Origin of the sequence: Methylocapsa polymorpha, from assembly GCF_045689225.1 — a bacterium.
GTDB classification, from domain to species: domain Bacteria; phylum Pseudomonadota; class Alphaproteobacteria; order Rhizobiales; family Beijerinckiaceae; genus Methylocapsa; species Methylocapsa polymorpha.
Genome location: NZ_CP136862.1, coordinates 2,585,301 through 2,604,554, shown reverse-complemented (window position 1 = coordinate 2,604,554; position 19,254 = coordinate 2,585,301). Strand labels below are relative to the sequence as shown.

Below are 19,254 nucleotides of genomic sequence, written 5' to 3'. Positions count from 1 at the left end.
CGCCGGGCAGGATAGGCTGACCCGACGCCTGGTCTCCCTGGCTGTGGGGTTACGTTTAGCAGAGATTGCCGACAGCGAAGCGGGGATGAGGCGCCTAATGATGCAGAAGGCTTGGAAACGCGGTTTCGTCGCCGGGCTTGCGCTCTTGTTCTACGCGCTTCTTCCGTTCGCGGCCCTGGCCCAGGAGGAAACCGACTGGGTCACGGGATTCCAGCGCGACTCTGTCCATGTCGTCGCGTGGCCCGGCGGTAGAAAGGTCGCCGTGAGCTTTACCTTGTTCGTCGAGGAGTTCGGCTTCGGACAAGGCCCGGTCTTTCGCCCGGACCTGTCGGCCCGCAACCCGGACCTCGTGAATGAGGGTTTTCGCCAATACGCGGTCAACTGGGGCGTCCCGCGCGTGGGCCGGCTGTTCAAGGACTTGGATGTTCCGCTCAGCGTCGCGTTGAACGCTGAATTTCCCCGCGCCCACGCGTCGGTGTGGAACGAGTTCCGCACGGTTCAGCCGAACGCGCCGATCATCGCGCATGGCATGAACAACACAAGCCACCTGACGCCGCTCGGGCGCGGGCTCGCCCAGCAGACAGCTTACATCCGTGAGACGCTGGACCTGATCGCGGGCGCAACCGGAGTTAGACCCACCGGATGGTCGAGCCCGAGCGTCTATTCCAATGGCGACACGATGCGGGCGATGGCCGCCGCAGGCGTCGCCTACACGATCGACCAGATGGATTCCGACATAATTTCGCGTCTGAAGACGCCGGACGGGCCGCTGGTCCTGCTGCCTTACCCGGTCGTCACGGTCGACATGGGCCAGAATCTGGCGCGGATGAAGACGCCGGCGGAGATAGAGACCCTTTGGCTGGATTACGTGCTGGAGCTCGCCGATGAGGCTCGCGCCAACCCCGCGCGGGAGGCGACAACCGTGGTCATCGGAATTCATCCTTTTGTGGTCGGTACGCCCGACGGGGCGGCGGCCTTGAGGCGCGTTCTCTTGCGCCTCAAGAAGGATGAAGAGGTCTGGCTGACCGACGCCGACGCCATCCTCAAGGCGGCCGGCCTAAAGTGACCGGCCAACGGCGCCGGGGCGGTGGCGCGCGCCCGGCGCCGCTGACGCAACGATCGCGTAATTATCGAAGAAGAGCTTGAGCGCCCTCCCATAGCTCGCGCGCGACGTCGGCGGCGGGTCGCGGAACCGCAAGTCCGGCGGATTGCCCGGCCCATGCCTGCATTCGATCGATGTCATTGTTCTTGGCCGCAGCGTCGCGCATCGCTTGCGTCAGCCCGCGCTGCACGGGATAGGAGCGGGCGGCGGAGCGCCTGGCGTCGTCGCGGCGCGGGCGTAGGCTGTTGCAATGGCGCGTCCCGGACGGCCGGAAAACGCTCGCGTGACCAATGTTTGCTCCGGCAGGCTCCGTCCAATAGCGTCGGCCCATGCTGGCGACAAATTCGCTTCCGGGCAGCGCAGAAACCCCGTGCCGATCTGGACAGCCGAAGCCCCGAGGATCAAAGCGGCCGCGACGCCTCGCGCATCGGCAATGCCGCCGGTCGCGATCACCGGTGCCTTCACTGCGTCGGCGACCGCCGGAAGCAAGGAGAAAAGGCCGACCATCTCAGCCTCAGCTTTCGATGGGTCAAAGGCGCCCCGATGCCCGCCCGCCTCCATGCCTTGAGCGACGATCGCGTCGGCGCCCGCGGCCTCAGCGCTCTTCGCCTCGGCGACCGTTGTTGCGGTCGCAAACCATTTGATCCCCCGCGCCTTCATCCTTTCGACAAAGGCGGGCGGATAAAGCCCCATGATCGAGGAAATGATTGCGGGGCCTGCATCCAGCATCGCCTCGCATTGCGCCGCGAAATCCGGCGGCCTCACGTCGCCGGCTTCAGGCGCGACATCGGGTCCCCAATTGCGAAGGAAAGCGCGCACGGCGTCTTCGGCTGCGGCGTTCCGCGCCGGAGCGGGATCGGGACTCCAAAGATTGAGTTGGAACCCGCCATTGCTGGCGACCCGCACCTCCGACGCCCAGCGCTTGATAGCGTCCGGCTGCAGCAAGAGCGCGCCGCAGGCTCCAAGCCCGCCCGCATTGGCGATGGCGATCGACAGCGAGGGCGGGCACGCCCCGGCCATTGGCGCCAGCAGGATCGGAATGCGAAGATCATTGGCTTGGCAAAAGGTTTCCGCCCGGATGAGAGCAGGATGACGTGTTGAAATAGGCATGATCTTCTCCACCGAGGCGGATGCGTGGGGCTTCAACCCGGCATGATAACGCCCTCGCACGCCCTGGCGGCGCGGCGAGACGGCGCGAACGCGCCAAGCGATAAATCAAAAGTCGATGCAGGCGTTAGCTTTGATATCGCGCAGCCGCGGCGCGGGAAAGCCGGGGGACTCGCTCTTCGCGCCTGGAGTCCGAGTTCGACAAACCGCCATCCCGTCACTGGTGATTGCAGTTGCGTTCAAGGATGGCGTAGAGGTCGAGGCGGCCGAAATGTGCGCCGCTCACGAACTTCGCTCCCGGACCCACGGCGAGATCCATGCCATCGGTCGAGAGGGTCATCCTGTTCTTCGGACTCCAAGTGCCGTCGGGGTTTTTCTTGAACGCGTCACAAGATAGCTGAATTTCGCCGTGGGCGGGGTTTGCGACGCAGCCGACGAAGATCAACGCTGCTCCAGCGAAAGCTTTCGACAATGAATGCACGGCCACACGGTCCTGATTAAAGCTCCAGAAGCGTCTTCATCGATTGGATATGATAATTATATTATAATACTAGAATTAAGGACTAGGCAACAATCGCGATCCTCCCTAAAGGTCAGGTTTCTAGCGGCTCCCGTCGACGCCGGCGGCGCGATCCAGCCACACGGTCATTCCTGGCTCCAAGCCTCGGGTCTCTACGCTTGGGTCGGCGCGGACGAGGAAACTATTGACGTCATGATCGCCGACGGCACGCGCGGCGCGCCAGGTCGCGAATTCGCCGAGCGGCCGCAATTCGGTGACCTGCGCCCGGATCCGGTCGCCGCGGGCCGTGATCAGAGTCAGAGAGGCGCCGACGCCAATTCCTTTGAGGAGATCTTCCCGGATGGTGAAAGTAACCCAACGCTCCTGCCCGGCCTCGAGAGTCATGATGGACTGACCCGGCGAGATTGCCTCGCCTGGTTCCGCGACCAGCAATCCCACGACGCCGTCGACGGGCGCCACAATGATGGTCTTCGCCAATTTGGCCTGGAGATCCGCGAGTGTGGCGTCGGCTAGCGCCACCTTCGCCTCCGCGCTGGCGCGCTCCTCATTGGTCGGGCCGGCTTTGTTCTGGGCGTAGGTCGCTCGCATCAAAGCAAGGCTGGCTTCCGCCCGTTTTAATGCTGCAGCGCTTTCGTCGAGGCGCTGCTTGGTGGCGAACTCCTTGGACGCGAGCGCCGCCGCGCGGGCATACTGCTGCTGGGCGAGCGCCAAATTCGCCTCTGCGATGCGGACATCCTGCGCCGAGCTGTCGACTTCCTCCTTGCGGACTCCGACAAAGACATTGTCGCGATCGGCCCTCGCGGTGGCCGCGGCGGCTTTGGCTTCCTCGACCGAGGCCGCAAGTTCAGGACTGCTCAGAATGGCGAGGGTGTCGCCCTTGTGAACCCTCTGCCCGGATGTCGCCTGAAAGGACGCGAGGCGGGCGCTCGTTTCGGGAGCGATGTCAATCTCCGTCTCGCGCACAACGCCCAGAATTTGCGTCGCTACGGGCCTTTTGGAATTCCAATAGGCCAGGCCAGCGGCGCATCCAACAAGCGCAAGCGCTGCGCCGAGCATAAGCCATCGGCGAAGCAATCTACCGGCCATGGCTGATCTGCTCCCTGCTGGACAGATGGGTCGCTGCGACTGCAAGCAGGCCATAGACGCCGGCCAGGATCCACAGCGTGGCCCAATCGCGCCAAACGTCATGGAGCGTGGCTCCCATCTGGTTGATGCGCACGAGTCCATCTATGGCGGAGGTGCTGGGAAACGCCCGGCTGGCCGAGCGCAACAAATCGGGGATGGCCTCGACGGGCCATGATACGCCGACCAAGAAAAACAGCGGCAGGCTGGCCGCGATGAAAAGCAGCACCGCGCTCTCCCGTCGCTTGAACCATGCTCCGATGAACTGGGCGAGGAAGCTTACCGCCAGGACGAAGGGCGCGGCCATCAGGAAGAGATCGATGGGACGCCCCAGGGTCGAAAAGCCATATACGCGCGGCAGGATGATCAGATAGAGGGCTAAGGCGGGCGTCTCGAGGCACAGATGCGCGAGCGCTTGACCGAGCACAGCGCGCGCTCCGCCGCGCCGGCGCCGCGCCTCACGGCCGCCCTTCTCAAATGCGACGCCTCCGAGCGAGGCGGAGCCCATGAACAGCGACTGCTGAAGGATCAGCACGAAGGCGGCTGGAACGACATAGCTCGCGTAGCCTCCTACCGGGTTGAAGAGCGGCTCCGTCAACAACTCGACAGGAGAGCTCTTGATCAAGGCCGCATGGGCGAGACTTCCATTGGATCGCGCGCCATGCGCGGCGATCTCCGCGTTGACGGCGCCGCTGGCTTCGGAAATTCCCTGCGCTACGCGATTATACAGAAGGAAATACGCTGAATCGACATAGGCGGCCAGCCTGGCTTCGTTGCCCTTCAACACCTCCCGTTCCGTGCCCTCGGGAATGCCTAAAATCGCGAAGACCTGGCGCCTTGCAAGGGCCGCCTGCGCCTCCGCCAATGTTGCGGCCAGAACCTCTACCTTGATGGCCTCATCGGCATTCAAGGTCTGAATGAGCTCGCGGCTGAGTTCGGTTCCGTCTTGATCCACAACAACGATGGGTATGCCGCGCAGCACCTGGCCGAGGTAAGGTTGCGGATAAAGGACCCCGTAAATAATGGGCGCCAACACAATCAGGCCGAAAGCGCCGCGGTCGCTGAGAATGCGGCGACATTCGGCCGCCATCGCCGCGCCGACGCCCCCTCCAGAATAGGACTCATTGATGGGCGGCGGAGCGGGGACATGGATAGGGGAAACCTTGATGATCGCGCGCAGGCGCAGCCATCCGAGTCCAAAAAATACAACAGCAAGGCCGCCCAGGATCGCGAAAGGCTCCGCCGAGACCGATGTTGGCAATCCGCGAACCGCCTGGTCGAATAGGATCTGGATATACCAGCGCAGCGGCAGGAGCGCCCCCCAAAAGCGCGCGAACCCTCCCATCCCCAGCAGGGGGAAGCCGACGCCGGCGAAACCGAAGGCCGGAGAGCAGAAGATAGCGGTGAGGCTCAGCCCCAGCGCAAGATTCCGAACCAGAAGCTGGAAGAGGGCCCCGACCGAGAGATAAGCAATCACCAACAGGCATGCGGCCGCGCCCATCATGACCGAATCGCCGCGGAAAGGTATGTGGTAGAGTCCATGGATTGTTACGGCGACGACAACCATCATCAGGATAAAAATAGCAAAGAGCGGAGCCAATTTTCCAACGAGAGCCGCCAGAGGGCTGCCTCCCGCCGCTCTCAGCCAGGCCCTTCGGCTGCGCGTCGAAAACTCCGAGCCGACCGCATACCCGGCGGCGATCGCCGTCACGACGTGAAGGACCGTGGGCATTATGGCGCGCAGCAGGAATTGGGCGAAGTTCAGCGCCGGATTCGTGAGAACATATTGCTCGACGACCAAAGACCCAGGTTTGAATGAGGCGCTTTTTGCGGGCGATGTCGGAGGAAGCGTCGCCGTGGCTGCCGCAATCGCGTTTGATATTGCGCTCGAGGCGTTGTTGCCCGGCGTGAAATATTGCCTGTTGTAAAATACGATGATCTGCGGCCGCTTTCGCGCCATGAGATCGCGCTCAAAATTCTCCGGGATGTAGACCGCCGCGATGGCGTCGCCGGAGCGTATCGCACGCATTGCGCTGGTGAGGTCGCCGGAGCGCTCCGCGACTCGGACGGCGGACGCCGATGCGACCGCCTGGACATATATCATCGATGTCGGGGTGCGATCGGCGTCCACCACGCTCACCTTGAGGTCGCGGATGACGGCGTTGCTGAACGTCCAACCCAGAAGCGCAAAGGCGATGAGCGGGACGCCAACGGCGAGGAAGAGCGCGAGGCGATCGCGCCGCATCCAGCGCAGCTCGCGCGTGGCGACGAGGAAGACGCCGGGGCGAGGCGGCGCTTTCATCGCTTATCGCCCCGCCACTCGGCGTAGACGCTCATTCCCGGCCGAAGTTCCGGTACGGGATCGACCGGATAGGCGCGGACCTCGAAGGTTCGCAGATCGAAATCCCCGGTCGCGCGCGTTGCGCGCCACCCGGCATACTCCCCCTTCGCAGCGATGACCCTGATCGCCGCCGTGATGAGTCGATCTCCAAGCGCAGGGACCCGCATCTGAAACCGGTCCCCGACCTTCAATCCCTTCACGAGGTCCTCGCGGAGATCGAAACGCAACCAGACATCGCTCAGATCGACCAGGGATAGGAGGGGCACGCCGGGCGACACATATTCTCCGAGCTCCGCGCCGATCTGATAGACCTGCGCGGACACAGGCGCCTTCACGACAAGCTCGTCCACCTGCGCTCTGATCGTATCGATCGACGCTCTCGCTTTGGCGACATTGGCGCGCGCGACGCCGCGCTCCTCCGGCGTGTATCCCGCGATCGCTTCCTGATAAGCGAGCTTCGCCTGATCTGCGCTGCGCTGTGCGACCTGCAGGGAGTTTGTGACTTCGTCGAGACGCTGGAGCGGCGCATTCGCGGACGCGGCCAGCTCCTTGATGCGATCATAGGTCCTCTGGGCGAGAGTGAGATTGGCCAATGCGCTATCAACTGTAGCCTTTCGCTGGGCGATCACTTCCTCGCGCGTGCCGGCTTCAATATGCGCAAGCTCCGCGGCCGCGACGGCCATAGCCGCCTCCGCTTCCCGCAGCTTGGCGAGCAGCTCAGGGTTTTCGATTTGGAAAAGCAGCTGGCCGGCGGCGACATTGTCGCCACGGGAGACCGGACGCTGCCCGACCCGGCCATCAACCCGCGCCGCGATATCGATGCGGGTGGCGTCCGCTTCGCCTTGAATAAGGAGAGGCTGCGGCTGGACCAAGTACCAAAGTGACAGGCCAACGATTGCGATGACGATAAAGGCCACGACGATGGCGGGAGCTCGAGCGACCGCGCGAGCGGGGGGCGTCCCGCCGCACGCTGGATCGGGCGAATCTATGGGCGAGGCGCGCTCCCCGATCTCAGGCTGGGATTTTCCTGGATCATTAATATTTTGGCCTGCAGTCGCCATCTGTTGATCACCCTCCCGCCATTGCGATCAGCTTGCGCCTAATCCTGTCGATAAACGCGCCTGGGACCGGCCTAGCTCCGCGCGCCTTTTTGCTCGCTTCGATTCTAGCACTCGGACAACTCCGCAGAAACCGCGAGGATGGAATCGCGCATAGCATCCGCCGAAAACAAACCGCAGCCCGAACGACACAATATTGCATACATGGCCTGCCGCCGCTCCGCGTCGCTCAGAGCCTCATCGCCATAGACAATGCGTTTGGGGCTTCGAAAGACATTATCAGGCGCCGATTTCTCCAGGATATGCACGGGCGCCCTCATGTTGCGGATTTGGCATTGCCAAAATTCCGAATTAGCGGCACCTTCACGCTCGCTAACGCTGTCATCCGTGATGTCGCTTCAAAAAATCCAGCCTATCCGGGGAAACGGGATCGTGAAGACGCTAGATCAGCCGCAGCAATCACGGTTGGGCGCCCTATCGCGCGCCGATTCACGCGGCAGGCCCGACGGAGCGCCGGACAGAACCAGACCCTTGCGACGTTTTCGCTCCGTGAGCGGCCGGGCTTCGCGCTGCGCGGCCCTCGTTGCGCCTATCGTTCTAACGGCATGTCAGCCGGCCGTCCTCGACCCGCAAGGGGTCATTGGGCAAGCCGAGAAGATGATCCTGATAGACTCGCTCGCCATAATGCTCGCTATCGTTGTTCCTACGATCGCCGCGACCTTCGCCTTCGCCTGGTGGTTCCGAGCCTCCAACATAAGGGCGCGCTATCTGCCCGATTGGGACTATTCCGGCCGCATCGAGCTTATCGTCTGGGGCATTCCGCTTCTCGTGATCATGCTCCTTGGCGGCGTGGCCTGGATCGGATCCCATGACCTCGATCCCGCAAAGCCCTTGGCGTCGAACACGCCGCCGCTCGAGGTGCAGGCCGTCTCGCTGGATTGGAAATGGCTCTTCATCTACCCGACCCAGGGCGTCGCGAGCGTGAACCGGCTCGTGATTCCCGCCGGCGCGCCCATTCACTTCTCCCTGACGTCGGCAAGCGTGATGAACGCCTTCTTCATATCGCAGCTCGGCAGCATGATCTACACGATGAACGGCATGACGACGCAGTTGAACCTGCAGGCGGACGCGCCGGGGACCTTCCATGGCCTTTCAAGCCAATATAGCGGCGATGGTTTCTCGGACATGCATTTCGATGTTGTGGCTGTGCCTCCGGATCAGTTCGCCGCCTGGGTAGAGACTGCCCGCAACACAGGGCCCGCCCTCGATGCTGGAAGCTACGCCGTCCTGGCGAGACAGAGCGTAAGCACGCATCCGTTCACCTTCCGTGCGGCCGATCCGGAACTGTTCCAACAGATCGTCGCACAGAAACTGCCGCCTGGACCTGGCCCGCAGACCGGGCGACCTGGTCCGAGCGTATCCCCGCGGACGGAGCGCTAAATATGTGGGGCAAGCTTAGCTGGGCGGCTATTCCGTTCGACCAGCCGATCCCATTGATTGCATCGGGCGTGGTCGGCTTCGTGATCATCGGCGTTCTCGCCTGGGTTGTCCTGAAGGGATGGCTCCCCTACCTTTGGCGGGAGTGGATCACCAGCGTCGACCACAAGCGGATCGGAATCATGTATATCCTGCTTGCGATGGTGATGCTCCTGCGCGGCTTCACCGATGCGATCATGATGCGGTCGCAACAGGCCCTTGCGTTCCAGTCCCCGGGCTACCTGCCGCCCGAGCATTACGACCAGATCTTCTCGGCGCACGGCACTCTGATGATTTTCTTCGTTGCGATGCCTTTCGTGATCGGGCTGATGAATTTCGTCGCGCCGCTGCAGCTCGGCGTCCGCGACGTCGCGTTCCCGACGCTCAACTCGGTCGGCTTCTGGCTTACCGCCACCGGCGCGCTGCTCGTCAATATTTCGCTGCTCGTCGGAGAGTTCGCGCGCACCGGATGGCTGCCCTACCCCCCGCTTTCCGAGCTGGCCTATTCCCCGGGCGTCGGCGTCGATTACTACCTCTGGTCGCTCCAAATTTCCGGCGTAGGGACCTTGCTGGCCGGCATTAACCTCATCACGACGGTCCTCAAGCTTCACGCCCCCGGCATGACCTACATGCGGATGCCTATGTTTTGCTGGACGACGCTTGCCTCCAACCTGCTGATCGTCGCCGCCTTCCCTGTCCTCACGGCGACGCTGGCCATGCTGCTGCTGGACCGTTACCTCGACTTCCACTTTTTCACCAACGAGGCCGGCGGCAACATGATGATGTTCGTAAACCTCATTTGGGTCTGGGGGCATCCGGAGGTCTACATCCTCATTCTGCCCGCCTTCGGCATATTCTCGGAAGTGGTCTCGACATTCTCCGGCAAGCCGCTGTTCGGCTACCGATCAATGGTCGCCGCGACAATGGCCATCTGCATCCTTTCTTTCACGGTCTGGCTGCACCACTTCTTCACGATGGGCGCCGGCCCCGACGTCAACGCGATTTTCGGGATCGCTTCGATGATCATCGCGGTGCCCACGGGCGTAAAGGTCTTCAATTGGCTCTTCACCATGTACGGCGGCCGGATCGTTTACTCCACGCCGATATTGTGGTCGATCGGCTTTATGGTCACATTCGTGATCGGCGGAATGACCGGCGTTCTGCTGGCGGCGCCGCCAGCGGACTTCGTGCTTCACAACAGTCTTTTTCTCGTGGCCCACTTTCATAATGTCATCATCGGCGGCGTGCTCTTCGGCGCCTTCGCCGGCTACGCCTATTGGTTTCCGAAGGCGTTTGGCTTCCGGTTGCACGAAGGGCTCGGCAAGGCGTCGTTCTGGTGCTGGATCATAGGCTTTTACGTCGCCTTCATGCCGCTCTACGTTCTCGGCCTCATGGGAATGACGCGTCGCATGCAGCACTATGATGTCCCGGCGTGGCATCCATGGCTGCTGATCGCGGCCGGCGGCGCGGCGATCATTCTTGTCGGGATAGGTTTGCAGATCGCGCAGCTCTTCGTCAGCATTCGTCGACGTGAGGAGCTTCGCGACGAGACCGGCGATCCCTGGAATGGGCGATCCCTCGAATGGGCGACGCCGTCCCCGCCGCCAGCCTTCAACTTCGCGGTGCTCCCCCGCATCGAGAGCAGAGACGCCTACTGGGGCACGAAGCAGCGCGCACTCCACCAGGCGAGGCTCAGCGAGGAGCCCGCCTATACGGAAATCGAAATGCCAAGAAACAGCCCGACCGGCTTCATCTGCGCGTTTTTCGCAACCTTCATGGGTTTTGCGTTGATCTGGCATATCTGGTGGATGGTGGGCCTGGCCGCATTGGGCGCCTACGCGACCTTCGTCGTCTTCGCCTGGCGAGACAAGGATGAGTACATCATTCCGGCCGAAACAGTCGCGCGCATAGATCGAGCCAACCGAAGCGCGCGCAGTGCGGCGCTCGCGCGACGGCAGGCTGCGCCATGAGCGCCTTCGACGCGGCAGCAGGCCGCAGCGACCGGGAGTCGATGGACCGCCAGAACGTGCTTGGGCATGCGGATGGCGGGCTGGCGTCGAAGCGCGTCATCACCGGCTACGGCTTCTGGATTTTCCTGCTCAGCGACATCATCATGTTCTCCGCCTTCTTCGCGACCTACGCTGTGCTGGTCGGCGAGACGGCGGGGGGACCGAGCGGCCGGGAGTTGTTCAACCTGCCCAACGTCGGGCTCGAGACGGCGGTCCTTCTCGTCTCGAGCTTCACGGTCGGACTCGCTGGAATCGGCGCCCGGGCGCATAGCGGATCCTGGTTCTATAGCGCGATGGCGGCGACCTTCATCCTCGGCGCCGTGTTTCTCAGCATCGAGGTCCGGGAGTTCGCCAGCATGATCGCGCGTGGGGCGGGCCCAACGCGGAGCGCGTTCCTCTCGGCCTTCTTTACGCTGGTCGGATGCCACGGCCTTCACATTACCGTCGGCCTGCTGTGGCTGCTGACGATGGCGGCGCAGGTGTTCGCCAAGGGGTACCGGGCGGACATTCTTCGGCGTATGCTCTGCTTCGGCCTGTTCTGGCACGCCCTGGACATCATTTGGGTCGCGTTGTTCACGGTGGTGTATTTGATGGGGGCTGCACAATGAGCAACCTTGAGCCAACAAGCAACCTCCATCACACGGACACCGCGCCGGGCGACGAGCGCCTCGACGGCGCAGAGATCGCTGAGGGCGTTAAGAGCTATCTGATCGGGCTTGGGCTCGCGATCCTGCTTACCATTGTGTCATTCTTCGTCTCGGGCACCACGCTCGTCTGGGGTCCGAGCATTCCTGTCGCCCTCGTCGTTCTCGCGATCGCGCAGATGGGCGTTCACCTCGTCTTTTTCCTCCACATCACGACCGGCCCAGACAATGTCAACAATGTCATGGCGCTCGCCTTCGGAGTGCTGATCGTCCTGCTGATCCTCGCCGGTTCGCTCTGGATCATGGCGCATATGAACCACAACATGGCGTCCATGGATCAGATCATGCAGACGCAGCGCGAACGTGGTTCGGCGATCCGTACAGTGGCCGCGACTGGCGTCGTCGGCCCAACAGCGACCACACCGGTCGGCGCCCGCGCGTCGGGCGTGATCCAGGCGCTCCATTGTGACGCCAACATGCAAGTCAAGGCGGGGCAGCTCTGTGCGACAATCGCTCCGCGCTCCTATCAAATCATCGTAGATCAAAACAGGGCCGACCTGACGGCAGCCGAGACGCGACTCGAAAAGGACAAAGCGAATCTCGCCCAGGCGAAAGCGGCCATCGAGAACTATGAGGCCTCGGCGAAGCGTTCGGCCACTTCCCGGAGAGCGATAGACAGGTCGCGCAAGACCTTTGAGAGGGCGCAGACGCAGATAAAGGGTGACGAGGCGACGCTCGCCCGGCTCCAAGCGGCGCTTCACGCCGCCGAGACCAACCTCAGCAATACTGATATCGTTTCGCCGATTGACGGAACAGTGGTCTCGCGCAATGTCGAAATAGGACAGACGGTTGCGGCGGACTCAGAAGCGCCGCCGCTTTTCGTCGTCGCCATAGACCCCGCCCTCGCTCACATCGACGCCATTGTCAGCGCGAAGGACATTGGCGAGGTCAAACTTGGCGGCAAAGCTACATTCACCGTCGGGGCTTTTCCGAACCGTTCGTTCTCCGGCTTGGTGATGCAAATTCGGCCATCGCCGCAGGTGCATGAGCAGGTCGCGACCTATGACGTCGTCATCAGCGCTCCCAATCCGGATCTGTTGCTCAAGCCTGGCATGACGGCGACGATCGTGATCGGCGAGATTGCTGGCGGCCCAGCAGACAGACCGCAATGATGCGTGCGGTTTGTCTTGCGCATTCGGCGCGGGCCGGCTTGTTGAAACCGGTTCATGTGAAGTCGTCGCCGGGAAAAACAGGTCGGAGTTGCGTGAGCGCCATTCTCCCAGGCGGCTTGCCTACACCGTCATAAGCCTGTCACGCCAGGGTGGTGGGCTCGCCCCGCCCGGACTCGCAGCGGCTTTGCTTTTCCGGCCTTAGCGATGACGCCGATGGAACTATCATGACCAGTTCGACCGGACGCTCGGCGACGATCCGCTCGCAGAAAGCTCAATCATCCAAGCCGGGTGGCGCCCGCGACGCCCTTACCGCGGATCCGAAACGCTTCGTCAATCGCGAGCTTTCCTGGCTCGGCTTTAATAGACGTGTTCTGGAGGAGGCTTCAAACAGCGCTCATCCGCTCCTTGAGCGATTGCGCTTCCTGGCGATTTCGGCCAGCAATCTCGATGAGTTCTTCATGGTCCGCGTCTCCGGCCTCATCGAGCAAGTCGAGGCCGGAGCGACTGAACCTTCCATGGACGGCCTGACGCCATCCGAGCTTCTGACAAGAATCGCCGAGGCGACAGCCCAATTGACCGGCGATCAGGAGCGATGCTGGCGGGATCTGCGCGAGAAGCTTGCGGTCGCAGGCGTCCTGGTCATCGATCGCTCCGCCTTGGCCCCCAGCGACATGATGCGGCTCGAAACTTATTTCGCGGATCAGATTTTCGCGACGGTCACGCCGATGGCGATCGATCCCGAGCACCCATTTCCTTTCATCCCGAATCTCGAGCTCTCCCTCGCGCTGGAAGTCGCCCGAGAAAGCGACAAGCGAGTCTTCGCCGCCCTCGTGCGTTTGCCGGGAAAACTTGCACGCTTCGTCCGGCTCGATGACGCCGCCGACGGCGCAGCGCGCTTCGTCCGCGTGGAGGACGTAATCGCGCTTTTCGCCGGCCGCCTTTTCCCCGGTTGCAGGCTTGGCCCAATGGGCCTGTTTCGGGTTGTTCGGGACCTCGATATTGAGTTCTTCGAAGAAGCGGATGATCTCGTCCGCATCTTTGAAGCCGCGCTAAAGGAGCGCCGCCTCGGCTCGGTGATTCGCCTTGAAGTCGACGCCGCCCTGCCGCCGCCGCTTCGGGATTTGATCGCCCAGGAGCTGGGCGTCGAGGAGCAGGAAATTGTCGTCGAGAAAGGCATGCTGGCGCTTAGCGCGCTTACTCAACTGGTCGGAGTCGATCGGCCCGACCTCAAGTTCTCTCCCGCCGTCCCGCGCTTCCCCGAGCGCATCCGGGAGTTTGGCGGCGATTGCTTCGCAGCCATTCGCGCCAAGGATATTGTCGTTCACCACCCTTACGAATCCTTCGAGGTGGTGCTGCGATTTCTTCAACAGGCGGCGCGCGATGAGAATGTCGTGGCCATCAAGCAGACCCTTTATCGCACCTCCTCCGACAGCCCAATCGTCAAAGCGCTGATCGAGGCGGCCGAGGCCGGAAAATCGGTCACGGCGGTCGTCGAGCTCAAGGCGAGATTCGACGAGGAGGCCAACATCAGATGGGCGCGCGCGCTCGAACGCGCCGGCGTCCAAGTCGTCTTTGGCTTCGCCGAACTCAAAACCCACGCCAAGCTGTCGATGGTCGTGCGTCAGGAGGCCGCGCGTCTCGTCACCTATTGCCACGTAGGGACCGGCAACTATCATCCGATCACTGCGCGGATCTACACCGACTTGTCGACTTTCACAGTGGATCCCGCCGTCGGGCGCGATGTGTCCCGCATCTTCAACTTCATCACCGGCTACGGCGAGCCGGCCGATCTCGAACGCTTGTCGATCTCGCCGGTTTCGGCGAAGAGCCGAATCCTGGATCACATTGGCGCCGAAATCGCGCACGCCCGCGCCGGGAGACCCAGCTCAATTTGGCTAAAGTGCAATTCTTTAACCGATCCCCAGGTCATCGACGCCCTCTATGAGGCGAGCGCCGCCGGCGTGGCGATCGAGCTCGTCATCAGGGGCATCTGTTGCCTGCGGCCCGGCGTCCCAGGTCTCTCGGAAAACATTCGCGCCAAATCAATCGTCGGACGCTTTCTCGAACATTCCCGCATCTATGCGTTCGGCAATGGCCATGGCCTGCCTCATGACGACGCGGCGGTTTATATTTCCTCGGCTGATCTCATGCCCCGCAACCTGGATCGACGGGTCGAGACGCTATTCCCGGTCACGAGCCCGACCTTGCATGAGCAGGTGCTCGAACAGGTGCTTCTCGCCAATCTTCTCGACAACCAGCAGAGCTGGACGATCCTCGACGACGGCTCGAGCCGGCGAGTCGAGCGCACGGCGGGCGAAAAGCCCTTCGGCGCGCAAACATATTTCTTGACGAACCCGAGCCTCTCCGGACGCGGCAAAGCGCTTGCCGGCTCATCTCCCCGCAACCTCGCGGATGACTTGGGCAGGGTCGAAAAGGCCGCGGAATAGGATGTTGACGCGTGAAGCGTGGCGATCGCCGAATCCTAAGGGCGCTATCCAGTCACGGCGGTCCGGCGCTCGGACGCGACCAGTCGGCCGCGCGGACATACTTGTTGCGCTGAACCTGGAGGCGGGCAATATTCCAGCGAAAGAGTTGACCTATGCGGCGCAGGCAGAAGGGGCTGGTCTGATGATTGGCGCAAAGGTCCCGGCGCTGCTGACCGGCCGTTCAGACGACGAAAGGTCGCGCATGTTCTCCCGCGCCGTCGCCGCATTCTATGCGCATGGTTATCCACCGGCCACAGCGCGGTTGAGCCGCCAGCCCTGAAGGAAGCCGCCGAATGACGCGCCACGTGGTCGCCCTCAATGCCGGATCGTCATCGATCAAGTTTGCGCTCTTCGAGCTAAACGGACGCGAACCCTTGGCGCTCGCCGTCGGCCTGGTGGAGATGCTCGGGGAGCAGCGGCGCATGACGGCGCATGACGGCGCCGGCGCGCCGATCTATGAGGACTCATGGTCGGATGCGGCAGGCGCATCGTTCCATATCGAGGCGTTGCGGCGCGTGCTGGCATGGCGGCGCGGCGCCTTCCCGGACGCCAATGTGGTCGCCGCTGGCCACCGCGTCGTGCATGGCGGCGTTTATTATGATGCGCCGGTGCTTGTGACCGACGAAGTGTTGCGCTGTCTCAAGGCCTTGATTCCCCTCGCGCCGCTGCACCAACCGCATAACATCGCCGGCATCCTGGCGGCGCGCGAGGCTTGGCCGCACGTAGCGCAGGTAGCGTGTTTCGACACTGCTTTCCACCGCGCGCATCCATTCGTCAACGACGTCTTCGCTCTGCCCCGCAAGTTTTACGATGAGGGCGTGCGGCGCTACGGCTTCCATGGCCTCTCCTACGAATATGTCACAGATAAGCTGCGCCAGCTCGCGCCCCTGCACGCAGCCGGACGCGTCGTGGTCGCTCACCTTGGCAACGGCGCCTCGATGTGCGCCATCCGCGACGGGCAGTCCGTCGCGAGCTCGATGGGCTTCACGGCGCTGGATGGGTTGCCGATGGGCACCCGCTGCGGTCAGCTGGATCCGGGCGTCGTGCTTTATCTCATGCAGGAAAAAAAGATGAGCGCGGAGGAGATCGCCAACCTGCTCTACCTCGAGTCTGGGCTGAAAGGCCTGTCTGGGATCTCATATGATATGCGGGAGCTGGAGGCGTCCGACCGGCCGGAGGCGCAGCAGGCGATCGAGTATTTTGTCTTCCGCATCCGCCGCGAACTGGGCGGGCTCGCCGCTGTGCTCAAAGGCCTCGACGCCATGGTGTTCTGCGGCGGCATCGGCGAACATGCGTGGCGAGTGCGCGAGCGCGTGCTGGAGGGCATGGAATGGATCGGAATCGAGCTGGACCGCGCCGCCAACCGCGCAAGCGCACAGGTCATCTCTTCTGAGCGCTCCCGCGTCCGCGTGTTCGTGATCCCCACAGACGAGGAGGCGATGATTGCGCGCCAAACGCTGGCGGTGCTGGATCGTTCGCCCGCGACGGCCGCTTGAGCAAGCTGGAGCGCCGACGCGGCGTTAATCCGCGAACGACCCTTCTAGGGCAGCCTGGGCCAGAGGATCGGCGTCCGCCGGGCGCACTTCAAGCAGCGGCAAGCCGAGCACGCGCCGGAAGCGCTGCAGAGCTTGGATCGTGTGCGGCTCCATCTCTTCGATTGAGCCGGCGATGAATTCCACGACGCTGACCGCCTTCAAACGTTCGGCCGCCGCCGGCAACAGCCGCGCGAGGGCGTCTATCGCATGATCCTTCTCGAATTCGACAATGACTGACTGCTCATGGATCAGCGCGGCGCGACGCTCCCCGCCGAGCGACGCGAAGGGTTCGTCGTGACTAAGGACATGGGCGGAGCGCTCCAGCCGCGAGCGACGGACCGAGCCGCGCGCTTCGACCAGCACGATCAACATGCGGATGACCGCCTCGGCGAAACCGCCGCGATCGACATTGAGAAGAATAGCCCGCACCTCGGGCAGGAATCGCAGCTCGCCCGGGTTTTTAAGCGTTCGCTGGAAATTATGCGTGCGGCCAACCCACCCCATCAGGGGCGATCCATAGACCCCGTAAAACGCCAGTTCAGACCACGCGTCGCGCACATCCCGGTAAAAGTCGAGATTCTGAGCAATCAGATGGGCCCATAATTCTTCCGCCTGGCGGAAGGCGCTGCTCGGCGCGGCCGGCTTGCGGCGGGCCATGACCTGCTCCGCGCAGGAGGCCACGACAGCCATTGCGGGGTTGCGATCGGAGAAGATGCCGCGGCGCAGGCGAATCGGGCTAAAATCGCGCAGCGCCGCCGCGCTCTGAGGCGTCACCAAAGACTGCACCAGCGGCCGCAGGCAGAGATCATAAAGCTCTCCGCCGAGCTCGGAGAGGCGGTTCACGGCCGCGAAGGCGGACTCTTCTTCGCGGCGTCCGTCATTGATCGCCGCCAGGTCCGCAATCTTCCGCTCCTGGAAGTTCACAAGAAAGCGGGCATGGATCCCCTCGCCCTGCTGGTCCTCGATCTGCATCTCATAGAGTCCGGGGGCCAGCGCCTCGATCGTCTTCATGGTCGAGGTGACCTCGGAATGCTCGCGCCTGGCGATGGATGAAGACACGAAAATTCCCAGATGCCCGACCTTCTCGTGGATCATATAGATGATCCGCTGTCCGCGAATCTTGATTTCATTTTCGTCGGCGTAGGTGTCGACGATCCAATTCAGAGCCTGCTGGGGCGGGGTGATGCCGTCGCCATAGCTCGTGAAAACGATGATCGGCGAGCGGATCTGCTTCAGGTCGATCTGGCGGCCGCGCTCGATATGCGCCTCGCCCCGCGCCAGACGGTTGCCGACGAATAATTGTTCAATGATCCAACGAATTTCGGCTTCCGTCATGAAATGATAGCCGCCCCACCAACGCTCGAATTCGAGGAAGCGCTGACGCTCGGTATCTACGTCGCGGTAGAGCTCGTAATACTTGGTCCAGAAGTGACGTGACGGATTAAGCCGCTCGAAATTCGAGACGAGATAGGCCCCGTCGAACTCCCCGTGGCCGAGGTCCGCGCATAGCAGAACCGGGGCAATGCCGCCCAGCAGGCCGCCTCTGTATCGCATCGGATCTTCGCCAATGCGGCCAGACCAATAGGAGAGCGGAGCGCCATTGATCACAAGCGGCCCGCTGATGTCGGGATTCGCGGCGGCGAGAATCATGGCCGCCCAGCCGCCCTGGCAATTGCCGACGATAATTGGCTTCGGCGATTTCGGATGGCGCCGAGCGATCTCCTTTACGAACTCCGCCTCGGCGCGCATGACGTCAGCCAGCGTCTGCCCCGGTTCGGGATGCGGGCGGAAGGCGACGAAATAGACCGGGTGGCCATCGGCCAGCGCGACCCCGACCTGACTGTCCTGCTTGAAGCCGCCGATGCCCGCGCCGTGTCCGGCGCGCGGATCGATGATCATGTAGGGCCGCTTCCAGTCCAGAACCTCCTGGCCTTTGCGCGGCAAAATTTTCAGGAGGACATAATTGACCGGCCGTTTGAGCGTTCGGCCGTCGACAATCGTCTCGTTCTCGTAGATGAGCACCGGCGGCGTGCCGGCGGCCTCATGCGCGAGATCATTATTGGCCCTTTCGCGCAAGACGTCGATCGTCAGGACGGTCCGCTGCCCCGCGTCGGCCCAATAGTCGAGCATCTGCTCGAACATCTGGCCCTGGAATGCACGGGAGGCCATTGTATCGGCGAGCGCCTGCGCCTTCCTCACCGTGTTATGTAAAAGCCCATTGTGGGTGCGGCCGATGCGTTCGGCGTGGCGAGTCGCCGCCCGAAGCGCAAGCTCGGATTGACGCAACAGAATGGTCGCAGATTCCGATGCGTTGCGGATGCAGTCGACAGGGCTGAAAGATGGTTCCATCGTGTCGCCTCGCCGTTCTGTTGGCCGCCGCGTCGTTCTTCGCATGCAACGCTGAACGAGCCGGGAGCGTGAGCTGCAAACGAATTGGAGCGTCCAACTCCGACCACGCGGCCCTAAGCGATTAAAACCTGTAGCTGCGCCCTGTCCCTGAATACACTAGCCCCGGTAAAAGTCGCTTATGTGACAAAGCGTTGCGGCTATTCAAGTCGCATTGATCCGTCTGCAGAACGGCTTTCGCTATAGAAAGGCGACCGCCACAAGCCCCTTTCTCCATGAGCCACAACTGAATCCGGGGGCGCCAGGCAAACCAGATCAGCCCCGTGACAGCGTGGC

Annotated in this window: 14 protein-coding genes and 1 pseudogene; 9 read left to right on the top strand and 6 right to left on the bottom strand. The window is 62.7% G+C overall.

The genetic code is table 11. From position 1 onward, the window contains the following. Nucleotides 1–97: 97 nt before the first annotated feature. The gene (locus RZS28_RS11980; RefSeq protein WP_407337977.1) at nucleotides 98–1,066 is read left to right on the top strand and encodes a polysaccharide deacetylase; all 969 of its coding nucleotides are present in this window, start codon (nucleotides 98–100) and stop codon (nucleotides 1,064–1,066) included. Nucleotides 1,067–1,276: 210 nt separating this feature from the next. Here the strand turns inward: RZS28_RS11980 and RZS28_RS11975 are convergent, their stop codons facing one another. From RZS28_RS11975 to RZS28_RS11955, 5 genes are all read right to left on the bottom strand, one after another. Then, on the bottom strand, nucleotides 1,277–2,212 hold the full coding sequence (locus RZS28_RS11975) for an NAD(P)H-dependent flavin oxidoreductase (RefSeq protein ID WP_407337976.1): 936 nt from the start codon (nucleotides 2,210–2,212) through the stop codon (nucleotides 1,277–1,279). A gap of 214 nt (nucleotides 2,213–2,426) precedes the next feature. Further along, a complete protein-coding gene (locus tag RZS28_RS11970) occupies nucleotides 2,427–2,654 on the bottom strand; it encodes a hypothetical protein (RefSeq protein WP_407337975.1) in 228 nt (75 codons plus the stop codon). A gap of 156 nt (nucleotides 2,655–2,810) precedes the next feature. Then, nucleotides 2,811–3,815, bottom strand: coding sequence for an HlyD family secretion protein (locus RZS28_RS11965; RefSeq protein WP_407337974.1), 1,005 nt, complete (start codon nucleotides 3,813–3,815; stop codon nucleotides 2,811–2,813). Beyond that, entirely contained in the window at nucleotides 3,805–6,153 is a 2,349-nt protein-coding gene (locus RZS28_RS11960) for an ABC transporter permease (RefSeq protein WP_407337973.1), read from the bottom strand. Before RZS28_RS11960 ends, RZS28_RS11965 begins: the two co-directional genes overlap by 11 nt. Then, nucleotides 6,150–7,253, bottom strand: coding sequence for an HlyD family secretion protein (locus RZS28_RS11955; protein WP_407337972.1), 1,104 nt, complete (start codon nucleotides 7,251–7,253; stop codon nucleotides 6,150–6,152). The genes RZS28_RS11960 and RZS28_RS11955 overlap by 4 nt, the downstream gene beginning before the upstream one ends. A 588-nt stretch (nucleotides 7,254–7,841) precedes the next feature. On the opposite strand from RZS28_RS11955, the gene cyoA reads away from it, so the two are divergent. The 8 genes and pseudogenes from cyoA (at nucleotide 7,842) to RZS28_RS11915 (ending at nucleotide 16,533) form a co-directional block, all read left to right on the top strand. Beyond that, complete coding sequence (gene cyoA / locus RZS28_RS11950) at nucleotides 7,842–8,690, top strand: ubiquinol oxidase subunit II (RefSeq protein ID WP_407341110.1); 849 nt, start codon at nucleotides 7,842–7,844, stop codon at nucleotides 8,688–8,690. 2 nt (nucleotides 8,691–8,692) lie between these two features. Beyond that, the gene (cyoB, locus tag RZS28_RS11945) at nucleotides 8,693–10,696 is read left to right on the top strand and encodes a cytochrome o ubiquinol oxidase subunit I (protein ID WP_407337971.1); all 2,004 of its coding nucleotides are present in this window, start codon (nucleotides 8,693–8,695) and stop codon (nucleotides 10,694–10,696) included. A gap of 41 nt (nucleotides 10,697–10,737) precedes the next feature. Beyond that, nucleotides 10,738–11,343, top strand: a complete 606-nt coding sequence (locus tag RZS28_RS11940; RefSeq protein ID WP_407341109.1) for a cytochrome (ubi)quinol oxidase subunit III — start codon at nucleotides 10,738–10,740, stop codon at nucleotides 11,341–11,343. Beyond that, nucleotides 11,340–11,738, top strand: a pseudogene (gene cyoD, locus RZS28_RS11935) (cytochrome o ubiquinol oxidase subunit IV); the annotation flags it as partial. The gene RZS28_RS11940 and the pseudogene cyoD, both read left to right, overlap by 4 nt. Beyond that, the gene (locus RZS28_RS11930) at nucleotides 11,712–12,551 is read left to right on the top strand and encodes an efflux RND transporter periplasmic adaptor subunit (protein WP_407341108.1); all 840 of its coding nucleotides are present in this window, start codon (nucleotides 11,712–11,714) and stop codon (nucleotides 12,549–12,551) included. The pseudogene cyoD and the gene RZS28_RS11930, both read left to right, overlap by 27 nt. Before the next feature lie 224 nt (nucleotides 12,552–12,775). Beyond that, nucleotides 12,776–14,998 carry an RNA degradosome polyphosphate kinase gene (locus RZS28_RS11925; protein ID WP_407337970.1) on the top strand — a complete coding sequence of 741 codons (2,223 nt, stop codon included), beginning with the start codon at nucleotides 12,776–12,778 and terminating at the stop codon, nucleotides 14,996–14,998. 1 nt (nucleotide 14,999) lies between these two features. Continuing rightward, nucleotides 15,000–15,317, top strand: a complete 318-nt coding sequence (locus tag RZS28_RS11920) for a hypothetical protein (RefSeq protein WP_407337969.1) — start codon at nucleotides 15,000–15,002, stop codon at nucleotides 15,315–15,317. A gap of 13 nt (nucleotides 15,318–15,330) precedes the next feature. Beyond that, entirely contained in the window at nucleotides 15,331–16,533 is a 1,203-nt protein-coding gene (locus RZS28_RS11915) for an acetate/propionate family kinase (protein WP_407337968.1), read from the top strand. Nucleotides 16,534–16,557: 24 nt separating this feature from the next. On the opposite strand, the gene RZS28_RS11910 is transcribed toward RZS28_RS11915, so the two are convergent. Next, the gene (locus RZS28_RS11910) at nucleotides 16,558–18,921 is read right to left on the bottom strand and encodes a DUF3141 domain-containing protein (protein WP_407337967.1); all 2,364 of its coding nucleotides are present in this window, start codon (nucleotides 18,919–18,921) and stop codon (nucleotides 16,558–16,560) included. Nucleotides 18,922–19,254 lie beyond the last annotated feature (333 nt).

Coding starts and splice junctions, on each gene's coding strand:
- RZS28_RS11980 (WP_407337977.1), top strand. CDS start 98: ATGATGCAGAAGGCTTGGAAACGCGGTTTCGTCGCCGGGCTTGCGCTC.
- RZS28_RS11975 (WP_407337976.1), bottom strand. CDS start 2,212: ATGCCTATTTCAACACGTCATCCTGCTCTCATCCGGGCGGAAACCTTT.
- RZS28_RS11965 (WP_407337974.1), bottom strand. CDS start 3,815: ATGGCCGGTAGATTGCTTCGCCGATGGCTTATGCTCGGCGCAGCGCTT.
- RZS28_RS11960 (WP_407337973.1), bottom strand. CDS start 6,153: ATGAAAGCGCCGCCTCGCCCCGGCGTCTTCCTCGTCGCCACGCGCGAG.
- RZS28_RS11955 (WP_407337972.1), bottom strand. CDS start 7,253: ATGGCGACTGCAGGCCAAAATATTAATGATCCAGGAAAATCCCAGCCT.
- cyoB (WP_407337971.1), top strand. CDS start 8,693: ATGTGGGGCAAGCTTAGCTGGGCGGCTATTCCGTTCGACCAGCCGATC.
- RZS28_RS11940 (WP_407341109.1), top strand. CDS start 10,738: ATGGACCGCCAGAACGTGCTTGGGCATGCGGATGGCGGGCTGGCGTCG.
- RZS28_RS11930 (WP_407341108.1), top strand. CDS start 11,712: ATGGATCAGATCATGCAGACGCAGCGCGAACGTGGTTCGGCGATCCGT.
- RZS28_RS11925 (WP_407337970.1), top strand. CDS start 12,776: ATGACCAGTTCGACCGGACGCTCGGCGACGATCCGCTCGCAGAAAGCT.
- RZS28_RS11920 (WP_407337969.1), top strand. CDS start 15,000: ATGTTGACGCGTGAAGCGTGGCGATCGCCGAATCCTAAGGGCGCTATC.
- RZS28_RS11915 (WP_407337968.1), top strand. CDS start 15,331: ATGACGCGCCACGTGGTCGCCCTCAATGCCGGATCGTCATCGATCAAG.
- RZS28_RS11910 (WP_407337967.1), bottom strand. CDS start 18,921: ATGGAACCATCTTTCAGCCCTGTCGACTGCATCCGCAACGCATCGGAA.